The 18,942-nt window shown below is 73.0% G+C and carries 17 protein-coding genes and 1 pseudogene; 8 read left to right on the top strand and 10 right to left on the bottom strand.

Annotation, left to right across the window (positions count from 1 at the left end):
• Positions 1-78 precede the first annotated feature (78 nt).
• The 6 genes and pseudogenes from ACFFXY_RS23180 to ACFFXY_RS23205 all read right to left on the bottom strand — a co-directional run bounded on the left by ACFFXY_RS23180 (position 79) and on the right by ACFFXY_RS23205 (position 5,740).
• Positions 79-1,314, bottom strand: a complete 1,236-nt coding sequence (locus ACFFXY_RS23180) for an MFS transporter (protein WP_382356284.1) — start codon at positions 1,312-1,314, stop codon at positions 79-81.
• Positions 1,311-1,943, bottom strand: coding sequence for a GntR family transcriptional regulator (locus ACFFXY_RS23185; protein ID WP_382356286.1), 633 nt, complete (start codon positions 1,941-1,943; stop codon positions 1,311-1,313). The genes ACFFXY_RS23180 and ACFFXY_RS23185 overlap by 4 nt, the downstream gene beginning before the upstream one ends.
• Before the next feature lie 60 nt (positions 1,944-2,003).
• Positions 2,004-2,567, bottom strand: coding sequence for a PadR family transcriptional regulator (locus ACFFXY_RS23190; RefSeq protein ID WP_359951939.1), 564 nt, complete (start codon positions 2,565-2,567; stop codon positions 2,004-2,006).
• A gap of 191 nt (positions 2,568-2,758) precedes the next feature.
• Positions 2,759-3,322 carry a hypothetical protein gene (locus ACFFXY_RS23195; protein ID WP_382356288.1) on the bottom strand — a complete coding sequence of 188 codons (564 nt, stop codon included), beginning with the start codon at positions 3,320-3,322 and terminating at the stop codon, positions 2,759-2,761.
• A gap of 61 nt (positions 3,323-3,383) precedes the next feature.
• Positions 3,384-4,685 (bottom strand): annotated as a pseudogene (locus tag ACFFXY_RS23200) (UDP-N-acetylglucosamine 1-carboxyvinyltransferase); the annotation flags it as partial.
• A 128-nt stretch (positions 4,686-4,813) separates the two neighbouring features.
• Positions 4,814-5,740 carry a LysR family transcriptional regulator gene (locus ACFFXY_RS23205; RefSeq protein ID WP_382356290.1) on the bottom strand — a complete coding sequence of 309 codons (927 nt, stop codon included), beginning with the start codon at positions 5,738-5,740 and terminating at the stop codon, positions 4,814-4,816.
• 472 nt (positions 5,741-6,212) lie between these two features.
• Between ACFFXY_RS23205 and ACFFXY_RS23210 the strand changes: the two genes are divergently transcribed.
• From ACFFXY_RS23210 to ACFFXY_RS23230, 5 genes are all read left to right on the top strand, one after another.
• Complete coding sequence (locus ACFFXY_RS23210) at positions 6,213-6,605, top strand: CBU_0592 family membrane protein (protein ID WP_382356292.1); 393 nt, start codon at positions 6,213-6,215, stop codon at positions 6,603-6,605.
• A gap of 26 nt (positions 6,606-6,631) precedes the next feature.
• Positions 6,632-7,279 carry a response regulator gene (locus ACFFXY_RS23215; RefSeq protein WP_382356294.1) on the top strand — a complete coding sequence of 216 codons (648 nt, stop codon included), beginning with the start codon at positions 6,632-6,634 and terminating at the stop codon, positions 7,277-7,279.
• A gap of 16 nt (positions 7,280-7,295) precedes the next feature.
• Positions 7,296-7,907, top strand: a complete 612-nt coding sequence (locus ACFFXY_RS23220) for an IMPACT family protein (protein WP_417398524.1) — start codon at positions 7,296-7,298, stop codon at positions 7,905-7,907.
• Between the two features lie 10 nt (positions 7,908-7,917).
• A complete protein-coding gene (locus tag ACFFXY_RS23225; protein ID WP_382356298.1) occupies positions 7,918-8,883 on the top strand; it encodes a glycoside hydrolase family 43 protein in 966 nt (321 codons plus the stop codon).
• Between the two features lie 67 nt (positions 8,884-8,950).
• The gene (locus ACFFXY_RS23230; RefSeq protein WP_382356300.1) at positions 8,951-9,940 is read left to right on the top strand and encodes an NAD(P)-dependent alcohol dehydrogenase; all 990 of its coding nucleotides are present in this window, start codon (positions 8,951-8,953) and stop codon (positions 9,938-9,940) included.
• A 5-nt stretch (positions 9,941-9,945) separates the two neighbouring features.
• On the opposite strand, the gene arfB is transcribed toward ACFFXY_RS23230, so the two are convergent.
• Positions 9,946-10,365, bottom strand: a complete 420-nt coding sequence (gene arfB, locus ACFFXY_RS23235) for an alternative ribosome rescue aminoacyl-tRNA hydrolase ArfB (RefSeq protein ID WP_382356302.1) — start codon at positions 10,363-10,365, stop codon at positions 9,946-9,948.
• A gap of 22 nt (positions 10,366-10,387) precedes the next feature.
• Complete coding sequence (locus ACFFXY_RS23240) at positions 10,388-11,428, bottom strand: aminoglycoside phosphotransferase (protein ID WP_382356304.1); 1,041 nt, start codon at positions 11,426-11,428, stop codon at positions 10,388-10,390.
• A gap of 34 nt (positions 11,429-11,462) precedes the next feature.
• Between ACFFXY_RS23240 and ACFFXY_RS23245 the strand changes: the two genes are divergently transcribed.
• Complete coding sequence (locus ACFFXY_RS23245; RefSeq protein WP_382356306.1) at positions 11,463-12,335, top strand: hypothetical protein; 873 nt, start codon at positions 11,463-11,465, stop codon at positions 12,333-12,335.
• Here ACFFXY_RS23245 and ACFFXY_RS23250 read toward each other — a convergent pair.
• Positions 12,332-14,821: a DEAD/DEAH box helicase gene (locus tag ACFFXY_RS23250; protein ID WP_382356308.1), complete on the bottom strand. Its 2,490-nt coding sequence runs from the start codon at positions 14,819-14,821 to the stop codon at positions 12,332-12,334. The two genes, ACFFXY_RS23245 and ACFFXY_RS23250, sit on opposite strands and share 4 nt — an antisense overlap.
• Positions 14,822-14,869: 48 nt before the next feature.
• Positions 14,870-15,670, bottom strand: a complete 801-nt coding sequence (locus ACFFXY_RS23255) for an exodeoxyribonuclease III (protein ID WP_382356310.1) — start codon at positions 15,668-15,670, stop codon at positions 14,870-14,872.
• 123 nt (positions 15,671-15,793) lie between these two features.
• Here ACFFXY_RS23255 and ACFFXY_RS23260 point away from each other — a divergent pair, with 123 nt between their 5' ends.
• The gene (locus tag ACFFXY_RS23260; RefSeq protein WP_382356312.1) at positions 15,794-18,055 is read left to right on the top strand and encodes a DUF2339 domain-containing protein; all 2,262 of its coding nucleotides are present in this window, start codon (positions 15,794-15,796) and stop codon (positions 18,053-18,055) included.
• A 71-nt stretch (positions 18,056-18,126) separates the two neighbouring features.
• The gene (locus ACFFXY_RS23265) at positions 18,127-18,906 is read left to right on the top strand and encodes an exodeoxyribonuclease III (RefSeq protein WP_382356314.1); all 780 of its coding nucleotides are present in this window, start codon (positions 18,127-18,129) and stop codon (positions 18,904-18,906) included.
• The last annotated feature ends 36 nt before the right edge of the window (positions 18,907-18,942 follow it).

The raw sequence follows: 18,942 nt of genomic DNA on the forward strand, positions 1-18,942 counted from the left end.
CCTGCGGCCGGTCGCGGCGTCGGGGGAGGCCCGCCTCAGACGGCGGGCGGGGAGATGCCGAAGCGCATGGCCGCTACCCTACCCCGGCAGGTGCCGCCGGTAGGACCGCAGGATCGCCGCCGCGCACACCGCGCCCACGCCCACGACCCCCAGCAGCAGCCCCGCCGCCGGGGCGCCCGTCGCCGCCGCGACCGCCGACAGCAGCGCCGGGGACGCGAACCCCAGGTACGACACCGCGTAGAACACGCCCGTCAGCCCCGCCAGGTCCGCCGGCCCCGCGATCCGCTGCACCTCAAGCAGACCCGAGACCATCCCGGTCCCCATGCCCGCCCCCACCGCGACCGCCGCGGCGACGCCCAGGGGCCAGGACTGCCAGTGCGCGGCCGCGGCGACCACCGCCACCCCGGCGACGATCATCGCGAGCCCGGCGAGCACGCCGCGCGCCGAGTCCCGCCGGTCGATGTGCTTCGCCAAGGGCTGCACCGCCGCCGAGGCGGCCAGCGCCGTCACCGTCAGCAGCGTCGCGTACGCGATGCCCCACCCGCGCGTCGCGTCCGCCAGGAGCACCGGCAGGTACCCGTACCCGATCGCCGAGGCCGCGAACACCCACGGCCCGGCCACGACCACGACCCGCGTGAACCGCTTGTGCCCGGCCGCGGGGACCCGCAGCTGCGCGCGCAGCGGCCCCGGCACGCCGCCGGTCCGCGCCGTCTCCGGGGCCTTGAGCACCAGCCACGCGAACGGGAGCGTCAGCGCCACGTGGACGGCGAACGGCAGCTGCTCGGGCCAGGGCCCCCACTGCGCGATGAGCCCGGCGACCCCGGCGCCCGCGAGCGACCCGAGCGAGAACGACAGGGTCGCCCGCCGCGCCCCGGCCCCGGTGTCCGCCGCCGGGTCGTGCGGCCACTGCGACAGCTCCTTCATCCACGCCGAGCCCACGCACGTCGCCGTCCCCACCGTGACCCCGGCGAGGAACCGGCCGAGGCAGATCATGACCGCCCCGGACTCGCCGAACGCCAGCGCCGTCGAGGCCGCGACCGCCGCGAGGACCCCGGCGAACATGACCGGGCGCCGACCGTACCGGTCGCTGAGCGCCCCCGAGAGCAGGAACGCGGGGACCAGCCCGAGGACGTACACGCCGAGGAACCCGTTGACCGCGGCCGTCGAGTAGTGCTGGCGCTCCTGGTAGAGCAGCAGCAGCGGGCTGAACTGGTTCCCGGCCCAGCTGGTGGTGAACATGACGGCGAACAGGGTCCGCCACGGCCGCGTCCTCGGCGGTGCGAGCGGTTCGGGCAGCGCCGCGAGGGCGCTCACGCCAGGCCCTGGTGCCGCGAGAGGTGCAGGTCCAGGACCGCCCCGTATCCGGCGGCGTCGCCGCGGCCCAGGCACGCGGCCATCTCGCGGTGCTCGGCGAACGAGGCGTCCAGGACGACCTGGCTGCTGGAGAGCACCAGGTGCGCGAGCCGGACCTGCCGGTCGCGCAGGAGGTCGAAGAAGTGCGCGGCGATCGGGTTGCCCGCCAGGGCGATCACGGCCGCGTGGAAGTCGCAGTCGGCCTCGACGTACGCGCCGAGGTTCCCGGCGGCGAGAGCCGCCTCCTGGCGCCGCAGCGGGACCCCCAGGGCCGCTTCCACCTCGGCCGCGCCGATCCACTGCGCGGCGACGCGCGCGACGGCGCTGCGCTCCAGGACCGCGCGCATCTCGACCACGTCGGCGGCCTCGCCGGGCGGCACGGGGTTGACGACGGCGCCCTGCCGCGAGGACAGCGTGATGAGCCGCTCGGCCGACAGTCGCAGGAACGCCTCGTGGACGGGGGTGCGGCTGAGTTCGAGCTCGTCGCCGATCTGCCCCTCGGACAGCCTCGCGCCCCCGGCGAGCTCGCCGGTGATGATCCGCTGCTTGGTGTACGCGTACGCGCGCTCGGCCGCCGCCTGTCCCGTCATGGGTCAGGACGCTACCACTTGCATGCATCGTTGCATGCAACGATTCCCGGCGGCTGGGACTCAGTCGCCGTCCCGCTGGCGCACGGCGTATCCGGCGCGCTGGTTGAGGTCGCCGATCTGGCGGTCGAGCCAGTCGATCTCGGTGAGGTTGGTGGACCGGTGGATCTGCATGAGGCCCTTGCGGAACGGCGAGTCGAGCCGCTCGGGCGGGACGGGGGTCCCGTCGGCGTCGAAGAACAGCTGCGCAGGCTGGTCGAGGAACTCGCGGCGGCGGGCGAGCACGAGCGCCTGCTCCCGCGGGTTCTCCAGGTGGTGCAGGAACGCCAGCAGCACGTACCACTTGTTGTCGTCGGTGATGAACCCCGGCTCGGGGTCGCGCAGCCACCGCCGCAACTGGTCGGTGCCGATCTGCGTGATCTCCAGCATGTGCCGCGGCGCGGCCACCGACCCGGGCGCGGTGCGCCTGGTCAGGCACTGCGCGTCTTCGAGCTTCTTGATCGTCGGGTACAGCGTCCCGTCCGCGACGGGCCGCACGTGCCCGGCCAGGCTCGCGACGCGGTTCTTCAGGTCGTACCCGTGCAGGGGAAAGTCCCGCAGGAATCCCAGAATCGCCATCTTCAGCATGCGTCCATTATGACACATCTATAGATATACATCGACGTCGAGGTTAAAAAACCTCTTGTCGGTCAACGAAAGTGCCCGTCCAAAGAACGAGCACGGGCTCCGCCCGCGCACTCACCAAAAAGGAAAGCCGCCCTCGAATCCCGTGCGTGAGCTGGGATTCGAGGGCGGCGGGGCCGCTGGGTCGAGGGGCCTTAGATGACGTGGAAGTACCAGAGGGCCAGGTAGGCGGTGGCGGCGAGGAAGGCGATGAGGGTGAGGAGGACGAGCCAGCCGGCGGCGGCCTCGAAGACGCCGGGGCGGGCGGACTCGCCGGTGGCCGCGGCGACGGGCTCCCAGACGGTCTGGTCGATGATCCGCATGGGGGCGAGGGCCTTGGCGGGCGGGTACCAGGCGCGGGGCTGGGCCTGGAGGGCGGTGCGGTTGGCGGCCTGGAGGCGCCCGCGCCGGTTGTACGCGAAGACGGCCACATCGGACTCGTCGGCGAGGGCCGCGAGGTCGTCGTCCAGGGGCATCGTGGTGTACAGGCGCCGCTTGCGGTCGGGGGAGCCGGTGCCGACGATCATGGGCACGTCCTCGGCGGTGACCGGCAGGCCCGGGGCCTTCACGGCGGCGACGGTCCGCGCGGACTCCACGGCGGCCTCCCACTGGGGCACCGGCAGGTACTCGCCGTCGGTCTTGTCGAGGTGCCGCAGGTGCGCCTGGACCAGGCTGAGGAGTGCGTACGTCTGCGGCGGCACGTCGGACGGCATGTTCATGAAGTGAAGTGTCACATACGCCCGCGGCCGTCGCACCTGTCCGCGGCCGGGAGTGACGGGTTCAGAACGCCTCGATCTCGGCGCCGAGGAGCTGGAGCCGCTCGGCGAGGTGCTCGTAGCCGCGGTGGATGACGTTGACGTGCCGCAGCTCGGAGGTCCCGCGGGCGCGCAGCATCCCCAGCAGGAGCACGACGGCGGGCCGCAGGGCGGGCGGGCACACGACCTCGGCGCCGGTCCACCCGGCGGGCCCGGCGACCTGGATGCGGTGCGGGTCGAGCAGGCGCACACGGGCGCCGAGCCGGTTGAGCTCGGTCAGGTAGATCGCGCGGTTCTCGTACACCCAGTCGTGGATCATCGTCGAGCCCACCGCGCACGAGGCGATGAGCGCGAAGAACGGCAGGTTGTCGATGTTCAGGCCCGGGAACGGCATCGGGTGGATCTTGTCCATGGGCGCCCGCAGCCGCGAGGGGTGCACGGTCAGGTCCGTCAGGCGCGTGCGCCCGTTCTCGGCGAGGTACTCGGGCCCGCTCGCGTACTCCAGGCCCATCTCCTCGGCGAGCGCGAGCTCGATCTCGGTGAACTCGATGGGGACGCGGCGGACGGTGATCTCGGACTCGGTGACGATGGCGGCGGCGACGAGGCTCCACGCCTCGATGGGGTCCTCGGAGGGGGCGTAGTCGACGTCGGCGTCGATGTCCTCGCGGCCGTGGACGGTGACGGTGGTGGTGCCGACGCCGTCGATGCGGATGCCGAGGCGCTCCAGGTAGAAGCAGAGGTCCTGGACCATGTAGTTGCAGGAGGCGTTGCGGATGACGGTGACGGCGGGGAAGCGGGCGGCGGCCATGATGGCGTTCTCGGTGACGGTGTCGCCGCGCTCGGTCAGGACGATGGTGCCGGGCGGGTCGACGCGGTCCTTGACGGTGGCGCGGTAGGCGCCGCCGGAGGTCTCGACGGCGAGGCCGAAGCGGCGGAGGGCGACCATGTGGGGTTCGACGGTGCGGTCGCCGAGTTCGCAGCCGCCGGCGAAGGGGAGCTCGAACTCGGGGTAGTCGTGCAGGAGCGGGCCGAGGAACATGATGATGGAGCGGGTGCGGCGGGCGGCGTCGGCGTCGATGCCGGTGAGGTCGAGGCGCTCGGGCGGGGTCAGGCGCAGGTCCTGGCCGATCCACTCGTGGTGGACGCCCATGGAGTCGAGGACGCGGAGGATGCGGTTGACCTCCTCGATGCGGGCGACTTTGCGGAGGGTGGTGGTGCCGCGGTTGAGCAGGCTCGCGCACAGGAGCGCGACGCAGGCGTTCTTGGAGGTCTTGACGTCGATGGCCCCCGACAGGAGGGTGCCGCCGTGGACGCGGAGGTGCCTGGGCGCGTCGTCGGCGCCGTTGCAGCGGCTGGTACGCGTGTGTGCTCCTGCGGCGGCGTAGTCGAACATGCGGCCAGCGTAACGGACGTGAGTGTCCGAATAGGGCCGTTCGTGCGTGAAGGGTCCTCGGTTCAGGGGACGGGGTTGATGCCCTCGGCGGCGCGGATGCGCTCGTCGAGGAGGTCCATGACGGCGGCGACGGCGGGGCGGCGGGCGCCGCCGCGCAGGGTGACGGCGCGGAAGTGCCGGTAAGGCGTGTAGGGGCCGCCGATGGGGACGCGGACGAGGTCGAGGTGGTGGGGGAGGTCGACCAGGCGGGGGATGAGGGCGACGCCCATGCGGTGGTCGACCATGACGGCGATGACGGGCCATTCGCGGGCCTCGCCGGTGACGGTGGGGCGGAAGCCGGCGTTGGAGCAGGCGGTGAGGACGTGGCGGCGGTGGATGGACCCGGGGACGCCGATGATCCACGGTTCGCGTTCGAGGTCGCGCAGGTCGGCCTTATCGGCGGCCGCGGCCCAGTGGCCGGAGGGCACGACGAGGTCGAACGGGTCGTTGAAGACGGTCTGGGAGTCGAAGCGGATGTCCTCGGGCGGCGGGTTGTCGGGGGTGGCCTCGACGAGCGCGAGGTCGGCGTCCCCGGCGAACAGCAGGTCGAAGCTCTCGGAGGCCTCGGCTTCGCGCAGGCGCAGTTCGAGGTTGGGGTAGCGGTCGCGGGCGGCGTCCACGAGCGGGGCGAGGAGCGTGGCGATGGCGGTGGGGAACCCGCACAGGCGCAGCAGCCCGGACGGCTCGCCCTCGGTGGCCTGGAGCTCGGCCTCGGCCAGGCGCCACATGGCCTCGATGGCGTCGATGTGGGCGATGAGGATCTGGGCGGCCGAGGACAGGCGCACGCCGCGCCCGACGGGTTCGAGCAGGGGCACGCCGAGGTCCTTGGACAGGAGCCTGATCTGCTGCGACGCCGCCGAGGTCGACATGTGCAGGGACTTGGCGGCGCCGGAGACCGTCCCGTGGTGGGCGATGGCCCGCAGGACGTGCAGTCGGCGGAGGTCGATCACCGTGTGTCTCCGATCGCTTAAGGTTCCGCTTCACGATGAGTTTCGCAAACCATCGTCGCCGAAGTGTTGTAGCCCGGACGAATGGGACTCTAACCTCGATGGTGAGCGTGATGCCGGCGTCCTGTGCCGGCGGGTGGACGCTCGACCCAATCTGCTTTCCGATGCCTTGTGAGGAGGACACGGTCATGCCCTGCTGCCCGTACTGCGGTTGGCCCGACGACGATCCGGTGACGACCGTGTCCCGGCACCGCAGCGCCGCCGGCGCGACGGTGTGGACGCGGTGCATCTGCGGGTCCCTCCAGACGCGGGTGCAGCGCGGCGCCGCGTCGGTGGTCTGCGCCCGGAGCAGACCGGTCGGCCGTCCGGCCGCGACCCTGTAGCACCCCCGCACTCCCTTTCCCAGCACTTCCGCACGCGCCCGGTCCGGGCGTGCGCTCCTTCCTGCCTGCCTTCGTTCCGAAAAGGGTTTCCCATGCACGACTTCGACATCCGCATCATGTTCCAGATCATCGGCGCGCTCCTGTACATCACGAACTTCCTGCTGCTTCAGACCCACCGCATCCACGCGACCAAGCCCGCGTCGCTGCTGCTGGTCATCTCGGCCTGCTCGATCCTGCTGACGGCGGCGATCATCGGCCGCGACTGGGGCCTGATCCTCCTCGAAGGGACCTGGCTGATCCTCGTCAGCTCCACGTTCGCCATCCGCCAGCGCGAGACGCGGCGGCGTCTGGTGCTGGAGCGGGAGGCGGTGGCGTCGGCGGTCGCGGTGGTCCGGGAGGTCCCGGTGGCGGTCGTGGAGCCGGTGGCGGCGCCTGTGGCGGCGCCTGTGGTGCGCGAGCGTGAACTGGCGGGCGCGGCCGCGTAGCGTGCGGGGCCGGTTAGGCTCTGGGCGTGGCTATCCGAGTGCTCATCGCAGACGATCAGGAGATGGTCCGGGCGGGTTTCCGGGCCATCATCGACGCGCAGCCCGATATGGAGGTGGTCGCGGACGCGCCTGACGGTGTGGTGGCGGTGGCGCAGGCGCGGCGGTTGCAGCCGGACGTGTGCCTGTTCGACATCCGGATGCCGCGGCTGGACGGGCTTGAGGCGACGCGGACGCTGCTGGCGGGCCGGAATGGTGCGGGTCCGCGGGTGGTCGTGGTGACGACGTTCGACACGGACGAGTACGTGTACGGGGCGTTGCGGTCGGGTGCGACGGGGTTCTTGTTGAAGGATTCGGGTCCGACGCTGCTGGTGGAGGCGGTTCGTGCGGCGGCGTCGGGTGAGTCGCTGGTGTCGCCGTCGGTGACGGTGCGGCTGCTGGAGCGGCTGTCCGAGCCGGTGAAGGACGGTCCGGCTGCGGTGCGGGTGCTGACTGAGCGTGAGCTCGATGTGGTGGAGCTGGTGGCGCGGGGGAAGACGAACGCGGAGATCGCGGGGACGCTGTTCGTGTCGGTGTCGACGGTGAAGACGCATCTGGAGGCGGTGCGGGCGAAGCTGCCGGCGCGCAACCGGGTGGAGATCGCGGCGTGGGCGTGGGAGCACGGCGTCGTCGGCTGAGGCGCGGGGGGTGTCGATGCGTGGTCTTGCGGTGGAGTCGTCGGTGACCGAGACGGTGGTGAACCGGTCGAGGTTCGTGTGCTCGCTGTACCGGGTGGCTTCGGACGCCCAGGCGCGGGAGCGGATCGCGTCGCACCGGCGGGAATTCTGGGACGCGACGCACAACTGCACGGCGTATGTGCTCGATGAGGGTCGGATCGCGCGGTCGAGTGATGACGGGGAGCCGGCCGGGACGGCGGGGCTGCCGATGCTCGAAGTGCTGCGCGGGCGGGGCCTGACGGAGGTGCTCGCGGTGGTGACGCGGTATTTCGGCGGGGTGAAGCTGGGTGCGGGCGGTCTGGTGCGCGCGTACGGCGGTGCGGTGTCGGCGGCGGTGGACGCGGCGGGGGTCGTGGAGCTGGCGGTGTGGCCGCGGCTGCTGGTGCGCGTCGACTACGGGGTGGCGGGGAGCCTGGAGGGGCTGCTGCGGCTGCGCGAGGACGTGCGGCTGGCGGGCGTGTCGTTCACGGATGTGGTGACGTTCGATCTGGCGTGCGCGGATGCGGAACTTCTGGCGGCGTGGGTGGCGGGGCAGTCGGCGGGTGCGGCGGAGGTGGAGCCGGCGGGGTCGGTGCGCGTGGAGCTGTAGGATCCGTGTTGTGACCGATAACAGTGTGCGTCCGTACCCGAACCCGTTCATCCGCGAGCGCGCGGACCCGCAGATCCTGCGCCACGGCGGGCGCTACTTCTTCACGGCCACGGTCCCGGCGTACGACCGGATCGTGCTGCGCGGCGCCGACACCCTCGACGGGCTGAGGACCGCCGAGGAGACCACGGTCTGGGTGAAGTACCCCGAAGGAGCGATGGGCTCGCACATCTGGGCGCCGGAGCTGCACCGGATCGGCGCGGGCTGGTACCTGTACTTCGCGGCGGGCGAGGCCGCCACGGCCACCGGCGACGTGTGGAAGATCCGCATGTACGTCCTGGAGAACCGCAACGACGACCCCCTGACCGGGGAGTGGACCGAGAAGGGGCGGATCGCGACCCCCGTCGACTCGTTCTCCCTGGACGCGACGACGTTCGCGCACGGCGGGACGCAGTACCTGTGCTGGGCGCAGCACGACCCGGGCCTGGAGGGCTCGAACACGAGCCTGTACCTCGCGGCGCTGGCGAACCCGTGGACCCTCGCGGGCGACCCGGTGGAGATCTCCCGGCCCGAGCTGGACTGGGAGACCGTCCGGTTCGCGGTCAACGAGGGCCCCTACGCGCTGGTGCGCAACGGGAAGGTGTTCGTGACCTACTCGGCGTCGGGGACGGGCGCGGAGTACTGCGTGGGCCTGCTGTCGGCCGACGCCGACGCGGACCTGCTGGACCCCGCGTCGTGGACCAAGAGCCCGGTCCCGGTGTTCGCCACGAACGCCGCGGCCGGGATCTACGGGCCCGGGCACAACGCGTTCACCACCGACGAGGACGGGCGCGACCTCCTCGTGTTCCACGCGCGCGCGTACGAGGAGATCACCGGCGACCCGCTCGACAACCCCGACCGGCACTGCCGCATCCAGCCGTTCGGCTGGCACGCGGACGGGACGCCCGACTTCGGTGCGCCGCTGCCGGAGTCGGAGTAGGCCGGTCGGCCGAGGCGCCGGGGCTCCCTTGGGGACTACGGTGAGGGCACCAACCCCTGGAGGTGCCATGAAAGCCGTCGTCCAGGACCGGTTCGGCCCGCCCGAGCAGGTCCTCCGCGTCACCGACGTCGACCGCCCCGAGCCCGGCCCCGGCGAGGTCCTCGTCCGGATGCGGGCCACCAGCGTCAACACGCCCGACTGGATCGCCGTCGCGGGCGTCCCCTACGTGCTGCGCCTGTCGGCCCGCGCGAAGGGGGCCGTGCGCGGCACCGACGTCGCCGGGACCGTCGCGGCCCTCGGCGAGGGCGTCACGGCGTTCGGTGTCGGGGACGCGGTCTTCGGCACCAAGTGGGGCTCGGGGTTCACGACGGCGGGCACGTTCGCCGAGTACACCGTCACCGCCGCCGACCGGCTCCTCCCCAAACCCGAGGCGCTGTCCTTCACCGACGCCGCCGCCTCCGTCATGTCCGGGCTCACCGCCCACGCGGCGATGACCGACTCGTTCACCGCCGCACCCGGGACGCGGGTCCTGGTCAACGGGGCCTCGGGCGGGGTCGGCACGTTCGCGGTCCAGATCGCCAAGCACGCCGGAGCGCACGTCACCGCCGTGTGCGGGCCGGGGAACCTCGACCTCGTGCGCGGCCTGGGCGCCGACGCCGCCGTCGACTACACGGCCGCCGACTTCACGGCCGGGACCGACCGGTACGACGCGATCCTCGACAACGTCCTCAACCACCCGCCCCGGCGGGCTATGCGCGCCCTCGCCCCCGGCGGCGTCTACCTGCCCAACAGCATCGGCAACACCGGCGGGCTCACCGCCGGACTGCTCAAGATGGCCGCCGCCACGCTCATGGGCGCGACGGGCCGGGCCACGGTCCGCTCCGTCGACGGGAACTTCACCCCCGAACGCCTCAAGGCCGTCGCCGACCTGGTCGAAACCGGGGCCCTCACACCGGTCATCGACCGCGTCTACCCCCTGGAGGAGGCCCCGGCCGCGGTCGCGCGCATGTACGCCCACCACGCCCGCGGCAACCTCGTCATCACCATGGGCGAGTGAGGGCTTCAGTCACCGGTGTCGCGGCGCAGCCGCTTGGTCTGGCCGCGGCGCCGCTTGTCCTCCAGGCGCCGCCGCTGCTGCCCCTTCGACGGCTTCGTGGCCCGCCGCGCGGGCGGCGGCGCCGCGATCGCCCGCCGCAGCAGGTCCCCGAGCCGCTCGGCCGCGGCCTCCCGGTTGCGCAGCTGCGACCGGAACTCCGAGGCGGCGATCACCACCGCCCCCTCCACCAGCCGCGACTCCAGGCGCGCCAGCGCGCGCTCGTGGAGCGATTCGGGGAACACCTTCGTGGCGGCGAGGTCGAAGACCAGTTCGACCCGGGAGTCGGTGGTGTTGACGCCCTGGCCCCCCGGGCCCGAGGAGCGCGAGAACCGCCAGCGCAGCTCGGCGTCGGGGATCTCGTACTGGGCGGTGACGGTGACGGGCATGGCAGGCTTCCAGATCGTGCGTTCAGGCGGTGAGGGCGGTGCGGGCCCAGCGGACGAGCATCGCGAAGATCGGACGGCGCCGCTCCATGACGGCGCCGTTGGCGGCGCCGTCGTAGTCGGCGCTGGCGACGCTGCCTCCGGCGGCGAGGCGCCCGAGCATGGCGGGGGCGAGCCAACAGTACTTGGCGGCGCCCGCGGCCGCGACGGCTTTGCGCACCGCGGCTTCGCCGCGGTACCCGGCCCCGCGGAGCCCTTCCAGGTAGGCGGTCGTGAGGGCGGTCTCGGCGTCGGCGAGGCGGTCCACGGGCTGGAGGCCGTCGAAGAACGTGTCGGCGATGAGGTTCGCGAGGTCCTCGCCGAGCGCGCCGGCCCCGGTGAACGACCAGTCCAGGAGCGCGAACTCCCCGTCCGGTCTGCGGCGCAGGTTCATCGGCCACACGTCCAGGTGGCACACCGTCTGCGGCGCGGCCTCGGCGAGGCCGAACAGGTCGGTGCGCCGCTCCCACATGAGCCGCAGCCCCTCCCGCAGGTCTGCGGGCCAGTGCGCCGCCGCGGCCGGGTGGTCCCAGTCGAGGGGCCCGAACTCCCGGCGGCCCGCATACTGGCGCAGGAAATTGCGCGAATGCCACGGCTCCACGGTCCTTTTGCGGCCCTGGACGGTCCCGAGGCGGCGCGCGAACTCGGCGAGCTCCTCGACCGTGCAGTCGCGGCCCGCGGTGCCCTCGACGTGTTCGAGCCACAGCTCGACGCTCCCGTCCGGGCGCTCCCCGCACGCCAACAGGCCCGGTGCGCCGATACCGGCGCCGATCCCGTACCCGGCCGCGAACCCGCTCTCGTAAGCGAGCTGCTCGCGGCGCCAGTAGTTCCAGTGCCCCGGGTCTTCGGACGCCGCCCAGTGCGCCGCACCGTCCCCGGCAGGCGTCAGGTGCTTGAGGACGGCGTCGCCGCCGGGCCCGGTCACCTGCCAGATCCCGCCGGTCGCCTGGTTCCCGGTGTTGTGCGCGAACGCCCGCACCGGTCGGACGGGGGCGCCGACGGGGGAGTGGCGGGGGTCTGCGAGCACCCGGAGGATTCTGCCACCTCCGTATCCTGAACGCATGTGGTGGTGGCTGGTCCTGTCGGCGGCCTGCGCGGCGCTCATCGCGGTCGTGCAGTCCCTGGCCGCGGCCCGCGTCGGGGCGCTGACCCTGGTCCGGGCCGCGATCGTCCTCGCGCCGACCGGACGGTGGGCCGACGCCGTGTTCGGGCCGATCGTCGACCGCCCCGGCCTGGCGCGCGGCCTCGTCGGCCACGCGTCCGTCCCGGTGTCCCTGGGGTGGTTCACGGCGCTGGCGGCCGCGCCGGTCGTCGGCAACACCACCGCCCTCACCCTCGCCCACGGCACCGGGCACACGGCATCGTGGGCCCAGATCTACCCCACGCCCGGGCCGTGGCTCGCCGGGGCCGCACTGTTCGCGCTCCTCGCCGCCCACGCCTCCACCCGCATCGCCCTCGGCATGCACCTGCGCGCCTGGGGGATCGTCAGCCGGACCCGGTGGTGGTGGCGCGCGGCGGCCCTGGCCGGCGCGGTCGCGTTCGCGTGGGTGTGGCGGTCGGTCACCGGCGCCGACGGGCCCGCCGCGGCCCTCGCCCTCGCCGCGGGGTCCCTCGCCCTGGCGTGGACGGGGAACCGGGCCGCATGGGGCGCCTACCGGGACATGGGCCTGGCCGAACCCCTCGCCGAGGCCGGCGCCGAGCGGACCGGCGCCCACGCGATCGCCCGGGCCGCGACGTGGCTGCTCGTCCTCGCCGGGGCGGCCCTGACCGCGCTGGTGCGCGGCCTCGACATGGGCGCGTACGGGAACGGCCCGGCCCTGGCGCTCCTCACCCCCGTACTGGTCCTGGCGGCGACGGTCGTCAAGGACCTCGCCGGGGACGCGGGGGAGGCGCTGGCGCGCCGACACGGCCTGCCGTTCCGCCGCGAGGACTAGCGCCGGTCGGAGAAGTCCGCCACGGCCATGACCACGGTCCCGGTCTCGTCGGAGGCGTCGAGGTCGACGGTGAACAGCAGCGACCAGTCGCGGTCGGCGGCCGGGTCGTCGATCGTCTGCCGCACCGTCCAGGTCCGGCCCTCCTTGGCGATCTCCAACAGGTCGGCGCCGCGGGCGGGCCCGGCGGTCCCGATGTCGTCGTGGGCCGCGAAGTACGCCTCCAGGGCCGCGTCCCACTTCGAGGACGGCCACCCGGTCTCCAGGGCCGCGAGCGCCTCGGGGCGGTCGGCGGCGGCGAGCTCGACGTGCCGGAACGCGGCGTTGCGGACCGCGATGGTGAACGCCCGCTCGTTGTCGGTGAACGCCCGCGCGGGCCGCCCGGTGTCGATCTGGTCGTCGTCGGCGGGGTTGGTCAGCTGCTCCCACTCGTTGATCAGCGAGGAGTCGGTCTGGCGGATCGTCTCCCCCAGCCACGCGGTCAAATCGTCGACCTCGGCGCCGCCGGTGTCCTCCGGGAGCGTCTGCACCAGCGCCTTGTACGCACTCGACAGGTACCGCAGCAGCAGGCCCTCGGCGCGCGGCAGAGAATAGAGCGCGATGTACTCCCCGAACGTCATGCGCCCCTCCCAGATCTCGCGGAGGATCGACTTGGGCTCCAACTGGTAGTCCGCGGCCCACGGGTGGCTGGTCTTGTACGCCCCGAACGCCTCGTCCAAGAGCTCGGCGAGGGGCTTGGGGTAGTCGACCTCGGCGTCTTCGAGCTGGTTCATCCGGTCGTAGTAGTCCAGGCCCTCGGCCTTCATCGCGTTGACGGCCTCGCCCTTCGCTTTGTTCCTTTGCGCGGCGAGGATCTGCCCCGGGCCCTCCAGCGTCGCCTCCACGATCGACACCACGTCCATCGGATACTCCTCCGACTCCGCGTCCAGCAGCTCCAGGGCGGCGAGCGCGAACGGGGCGAGCGGCTGGTTGAGCGCGAAATGGTCGGGCAGGTCCACCGTCAGCTTCACGGCCCCGCCGTCGATGACGATGATCCCCGCGTCCCGCAGCGTCCGGGCGATCGTCAAAGCGGTACGGGCCATCTTCAACTGCGTCGCCCGGTCGGCGTGCGAGTCCTCGATGAGGGTCCGCACATGGTTGAACGTGTCCCCGCCGCGGCCCAGCAGGTTGATGAGCATCGCGTGCGTCATGCGCATCCGCGACGTCAACGGCTCCGGGGCCGCCTCCGACAGGCCCAGGAACGTCTCCTCCGACCAGCCGACGAACCCCTCGGGGGGCTTCTTCTTCGCCATCTTCTTGCGCTTCTTCGGGTCGAGCCCGAACTTCGCCTGCGCCTTCTCGTTCTCGATGACGTGCTCGGGCGCCTGGCACACCACGAACCCCTCCACGTCGAACCCGGCCCGGCCCGCGCGCCCGGCGATCTGGTGGAACTCCCGCGCCCGCAGCCGCCTGGTCCGGCGCCCGTCGTACTTCGCCAACCCGGTGAACACGACCGTGCGGATCGGCACGTTGATCCCCACACCGAGCGTGTCGGTCCCGCAGATGACCTTCAGCAGGCCCTGCTGCGCCAGCCGCTCCACCAGCCGCCGGTACTTCGGGAGCATCCCCGCATGGTGCACGCCGATCCCCGAGCGCACCAGCCGCGCGAGCGTCTGCCCGAACTTCGTGGTGAACCGGAACCCGCCCAGCGCCGCCCCGATCGCCGCCTTCTGCTCCTTGTCCACCAGATGCAGGCTCGCGAGGGCCTGCGCGGTCTCCAGGGCCGCGGCCTGCGTGAAGTGCACGATGTACGCCGGGGCCTTCTCGGCCTTGACGAGGATCTCCACCGTCTCGTGCAGCGGGGTCTTGCGGTACTCGTAGTGCAGCGGCACGGGCCGCGTCGCCGACGCCACGAGCGCGGTCTCGCGGCCGGTGCGCCGCGTCAGGTCCTCCTCGAAGAACGCCGTGTCCCCCAGCGTCGCCGACATGAGCGTGAACTGCGCCCGGTGCAGCTCCAGCAGCGGGACCTGCCACGCCCAGCCGCGGTCGGGCTCGGCGTAGAAGTGGAACTCGTCGGCCACCACCGAGTCGCAGTCCAGCGCCGCGCCCTCGCGCAGCGCCAGGTTCGCGAGGATCTCCGCGGTGCAGCAGATCAGCGGCGCATCGGGGTTGACGGCCGCGTCGCCGGTGAGCATCCCCACGTTCTCGTGCCCGAACTGCTCGCACAGCTCGAAGAACTTCTCCGACACCAGCGCCTTGATCGGCGCGGTGTAGAACGACGTCCGCTGGTTCGCCAGCGCGTTGAAGTGCGCGGCGGCGGCGATGAGCGACTTGCCCGACCCCGTGGGGGTCGCGACGATGACGTTCTGCCCCGTGCAGATCGCCAGGAGGGCCTCTTCCTGGTGCTCGTAGAGGACGATCCCCGAGTCCTCGGCCCACTGGGCGAAGGCGGCGTAGACGTCGTCGGGTTCGGGACGGTCGGACGCTGGCAGGTAGTCGATGAGGCTCACGTGTACCAATGGTGCCCGCCCGCCCGGACCGTCCGCCAGCGGCCCCCGCTAGTGGTCGTAGGTGACCAGGACCGGCGCGTGGTCCGACCACCGCCGGTCGTGCGACGCCGCCCGGTCCACCCACGCCTTCATGGCTTTCGCCGCCAGGCCCGCGGTCGCCACGTGCAGGTCGATGCGCCAGCCCGCGTCGTTGTCGAACGCCCGCCCCCGGTACGACCACCACGAGTACGGGCCCTCCACGCCCGGATGCAGCGACCGCACCACGTCGACGAACCCGCGCGTCCCGTACACCTCGGTGAGCCAGTCGCGCTCCTCGGGCAGGAACCCCGCGGTCTTCTTGTTCGCCTTCCAGTTCTTCAAGTCCGCCTCGGCGTGCGCGATGTTCCAGTCCCCGCACACCAGAAGCTCCCGGCCGCCCGCGACCGCGGACTTCCCCGTCTCGGTCAGATAGTCGGCGAAGGCGGCCATGAACCGCTCCTTCTCGACCTGCCGCGGCGTGTCCACCTCACCCGAAGGCAGGTACAGGGACGCGACGGTCAGGCCCGGCAGGTCCACCTCCGCGTACCGCCCCGACCCGTCGAACTCGCTCGACCCGAACCCGATCCGCACCGCCTCCGGCGCTTCGCGGGTGAGCACGGCCACCCCGGCGCGGCCCTTCGCCGTCAGCGACGGCGCCACCGTCCAGTGCCAGCCGCCCGCCGCCGCCGCATCGGCGGGGATCTGCGCCTCGTCGGCGCGGACCTCCTGGAGCAGCACGACGTCCGCCTCCACGTTCGCGAGCCAGTCGACCAGGCCCTTCTTGGCGGCGGCCCGGACTCCGTTGACATTGGCGGTGGCGATGGTGCGCATGCGCCCACCCTAACGCGCCCCGCCGACACCCACCGGCAACGCCGCGACACCGTCCCCGCCCGCCCCCGGGGCCGGTCCGGGACGCGCCCGGCCGGGGCGCGGGCACCCCATACACTCACTGTCATGACACAGGCGAGGGAACGACGCGGCGCACTGGCGCGATGGGCCGGTGCGGCCCTGGCCGCATTCACGGCGGCGCTCGCCCTCCCGCAGGCCGCGCACGCCGCCGACGAGCCCGAAGCCGACGGCGTCGTCATCGTCGGCGTCCCCGGCCTCGCCTGGTCCGACCTCGACCCCCAGGCCACCCCGAACCTGTGGGACCTCGCCGGGACCGGCGCGTCCGCGGCCATGAGCGTGCGCACCATCGGCTCCTGGACCTGCCCCGAAGCCGGATGGATCTCCCTCGGTGCGGGAGAGCGCGCCGGGGGCGTGGCCGCCCGCGACGCCCAGTGCTCGGCCCAGTCGCAGCTGCGGCCCCCGGTCGACACCGGCTCCGGCTGGACCGTCGAGGACTGGGACGCGTTCGTCGACGTGAACTCCGCGCTCAACTACGGGGCCCGCCTGGGGTCCCTCGCCGACGCGCTCGCCGAAGCCGCCCTCGCCCAGGAGACCGCCGCCGCCGAAGCCGAAGCGGACGGCGAACCGGCCCCCGAACCGAACCCGGGGTCGTGCGTCGCCGGGATCGGCGACGGCGCCGCGCTCGCCGCGGCCGACACCGAGGGCCGCATCACCTACTGGGCCCCCGGCCTGGACTCCCTCGCCGCGGCGATGGACGCCTGCGACGTCGTCATCGTCGACCCCGGGGTCGTCATCGGCGACACCGCCGACAACGCCCCCGACACGACCACCGACTACGACCAGCTCGGCGAGGACGACACCGAGGTCGGCACCGACGCCACCAGCGCCGAACCCGACCCCGGCGAGATCGCCCCCGAGGCCGACCCCGTCCGCGACGCCGCCGTCGCCGGCGCCGACACCGCCATCGGGCAGGTCCGCGCCGCCCTGCCCGACTCGTGGCGGCTCATCGTCGCCGGGATCAGCGACGCCTCCGCGCCCGGGTCCCTCCACCCCGTCCTGTACTCCGGCCCCGGCGTCGAACCCGGCGACCTCACCTCCCGCACCACCGGCCGCGACGGGTACGTGCAGCTCACCGACCTGACCGCGACCGCCCTCGCCGTCGTCGGCGCCGACATCCCCGCCACCGTCGCCGGAGCCCCGGTGACCGTCCTGGCCGACCCCGGCCGCACCGCCGCCGAAGCGGTCGATCGCGGCGCGGACCTGACCGCCGCGTCGGCCGCGAACGCCGACGTCTCACCGAACTTCTACTGGACGCTCTCGTTCGTCGGCGTCGCCGTCATGCTCCTGGCCGCCCACCTCGTCGCCGGGCCCGACCGATTCCGGCGCACCGCCCGCACCGTGTGCATCGCGTTCTCAGCCGTCCCCGTCGCCGGGGTCGCCGCCGGCATCCCCCCGTGGTGGCGCGCCGACCACCCCAAGCTCGCGTTCTGGGGCCTCATCATCGCCGGGGTCGCCGTCCTCACACTCGCCGCGTCCCTGCCCTGGACCCGCAGCGGCATCCGGCCCGTACTCGTCGTCGCCGGGACCGCCGCGGCCTTGATCGCCGTCGACCAGGTCTCCGGCGCCACCTGGCCCCTGCACACCCCCATGGGCTACACCGCCCAGGCCGGCGCCCGGTACACGGGCCTGGGGAACTACGCGTTCAGCGTGTTCGCCGCCGCCGTCATCCTCCTGGTGTGCTTCATCCCCTGGCGCGGCCGCACCCGCGTGTGGGGGCCGATCGCCCTCGGCGTGTGCGCGGTCGTCATCGTCGGCGCCCCCATGCTCGGCCGCGACATGGGCGGCACCCTCACCCTCGTCGCCGCCGGCATCCTCTGCTGCCTCAAACTGTGGGGCAAGCGCCTCTCCATCGGCGCGGTCCTGGCCGCCGGAGGCATCGCCGTCGCCGTGTTCGCCGTCGGCGGCATCCTCGACTACCTGCGCCCCGAAGAGGACCAGACCCACCTGGGCCGGTTCGTCGGCTCCGTCCTCGACGGCACCGCCACCCAGATCCTCATCCGCAAGGCCTCCGCCGCCTGGGGCACCGTCGGCGAGTCCATGACGTGGATCACCCTCGCCGCGCTCGTCGCCGCCGTCCTCATCTGGCGCAAACGGGCCCCCGTCCGCACCGACGCCGTCGCCGCCGCCGTCGTCGGCCTCACCGCCGTCGCCCTCATCGGCGGCCTCGTCAACGACTCAGGCATGTCCGTGCCCGGGTTCACCGCCGCCCTCGGCTTCGGGCTCCTCGCCGTCGCCGTCGGCCCCCGCCACGACACCCCCGCCGCCCCGGCGACCGAACCGGCCGCCAGCGCCCCCGCCGCCACCTGACCCGTCACGCGCGGCACCCGCGGACCCCCGGTCCGCCCGGTCACGCACCGCAGCCGGGTAGGGTGAGGCCCATGCGCGTGGCGACCTGGAACATCAACTCGCTCAAAGCCCGCCTCGACCGGGTCCTGGCCTGGCTCGACGCCGCCGGAGCCGACGTGGTGTGCCTCCAGGAGCTCAAATGCGCCACCGCCGACGTCCCCGCCGACGCGTTCGCCGCCGCCGGATACGAGACCGCCGCCTGGGGCACCGGCCGCTGGAACGGCGTCGCCATCCTCTCCCGCGTCGGCCTCACCGACATCCGCGAAGGCCTCACCGGGCAGCCGCAGTTCGGCGGCGAGACCGAACCGCGCGCCATCGCCGCCACCTGCGGGCCCGTGCGCGTCCAATCCCTCTACATCCCCAACGGCCGCGACACCGCCGACCCGCACTTCCCGTACAAGCTCGCGTTCCTCCAGGCCCTCGCCGCCGACGCCGCCAAGGACGCCGCCGCGGGAGTCCCGTTCGCCGCCATGGGCGACTACAACATCTGCCCCACCGACGACGACCTGTGGGACATCGACGCCTGGACCGGCACCACCCACGTCACGGCCGACGAGCGCGACGCGCTGGCCGCGGTCCAGGCCGCGGGCCTGGCCGACGTCTACCCCCGGGCCCTCAAATACGATCGGCCCTTCACGTTCTGGGACTACCGCAACCTCGACTTCCCCAAGAACCGCGGCATGCGCATCGACCTCGCGCTCGCCAACCCGGCGTTCAAGGACGCCGTCACCGACGCCTACGTCGACCGCAACGAACGCAAAGGCAAAGGCGCCTCCGACCACGCCCCGCTCGTGGTCGACCTCGACCTGTAAACCCACGCGCGGCCACCCCACCCCCACCTGCGGGCC

The organism is Glycomyces mayteni (assembly GCF_042428885.1).
Classification (GTDB): domain Bacteria; phylum Actinomycetota; class Actinomycetes; order Mycobacteriales; family Micromonosporaceae; genus Glycomyces; species Glycomyces mayteni.

Bases quoted from the DNA above. Each gene is read 5' to 3' on its own strand.
- ACFFXY_RS23220 (WP_417398524.1), top strand. From the start codon at position 7,296: ATGCGTGGTCTTGCGGTGGAGTCGTCGGTGACCGAGACGGTGGTGAAC.
- ACFFXY_RS23265 (WP_382356314.1), top strand. From the start codon at position 18,127: ATGCGCGTGGCGACCTGGAACATCAACTCGCTCAAAGCCCGCCTCGAC.
- ACFFXY_RS23245 (WP_382356306.1), top strand. From the start codon at position 11,463: ATGTGGTGGTGGCTGGTCCTGTCGGCGGCCTGCGCGGCGCTCATCGCG.
- arfB (WP_382356302.1), bottom strand. From the start codon at position 10,365: ATGCCCGTCACCGTCACCGCCCAGTACGAGATCCCCGACGCCGAGCTG.
- ACFFXY_RS23260 (WP_382356312.1), top strand. From the start codon at position 15,794: ATGACACAGGCGAGGGAACGACGCGGCGCACTGGCGCGATGGGCCGGT.
- ACFFXY_RS23230 (WP_382356300.1), top strand. From the start codon at position 8,951: ATGAAAGCCGTCGTCCAGGACCGGTTCGGCCCGCCCGAGCAGGTCCTC.
- ACFFXY_RS23195 (WP_382356288.1), bottom strand. From the start codon at position 3,322: ATGAACATGCCGTCCGACGTGCCGCCGCAGACGTACGCACTCCTCAGC.
- ACFFXY_RS23210 (WP_382356292.1), top strand. From the start codon at position 6,213: ATGCACGACTTCGACATCCGCATCATGTTCCAGATCATCGGCGCGCTC.
- ACFFXY_RS23190 (WP_359951939.1), bottom strand. From the start codon at position 2,567: ATGCTGAAGATGGCGATTCTGGGATTCCTGCGGGACTTTCCCCTGCAC.
- ACFFXY_RS23185 (WP_382356286.1), bottom strand. From the start codon at position 1,943: ATGACGGGACAGGCGGCGGCCGAGCGCGCGTACGCGTACACCAAGCAG.
- ACFFXY_RS23255 (WP_382356310.1), bottom strand. From the start codon at position 15,670: ATGCGCACCATCGCCACCGCCAATGTCAACGGAGTCCGGGCCGCCGCC.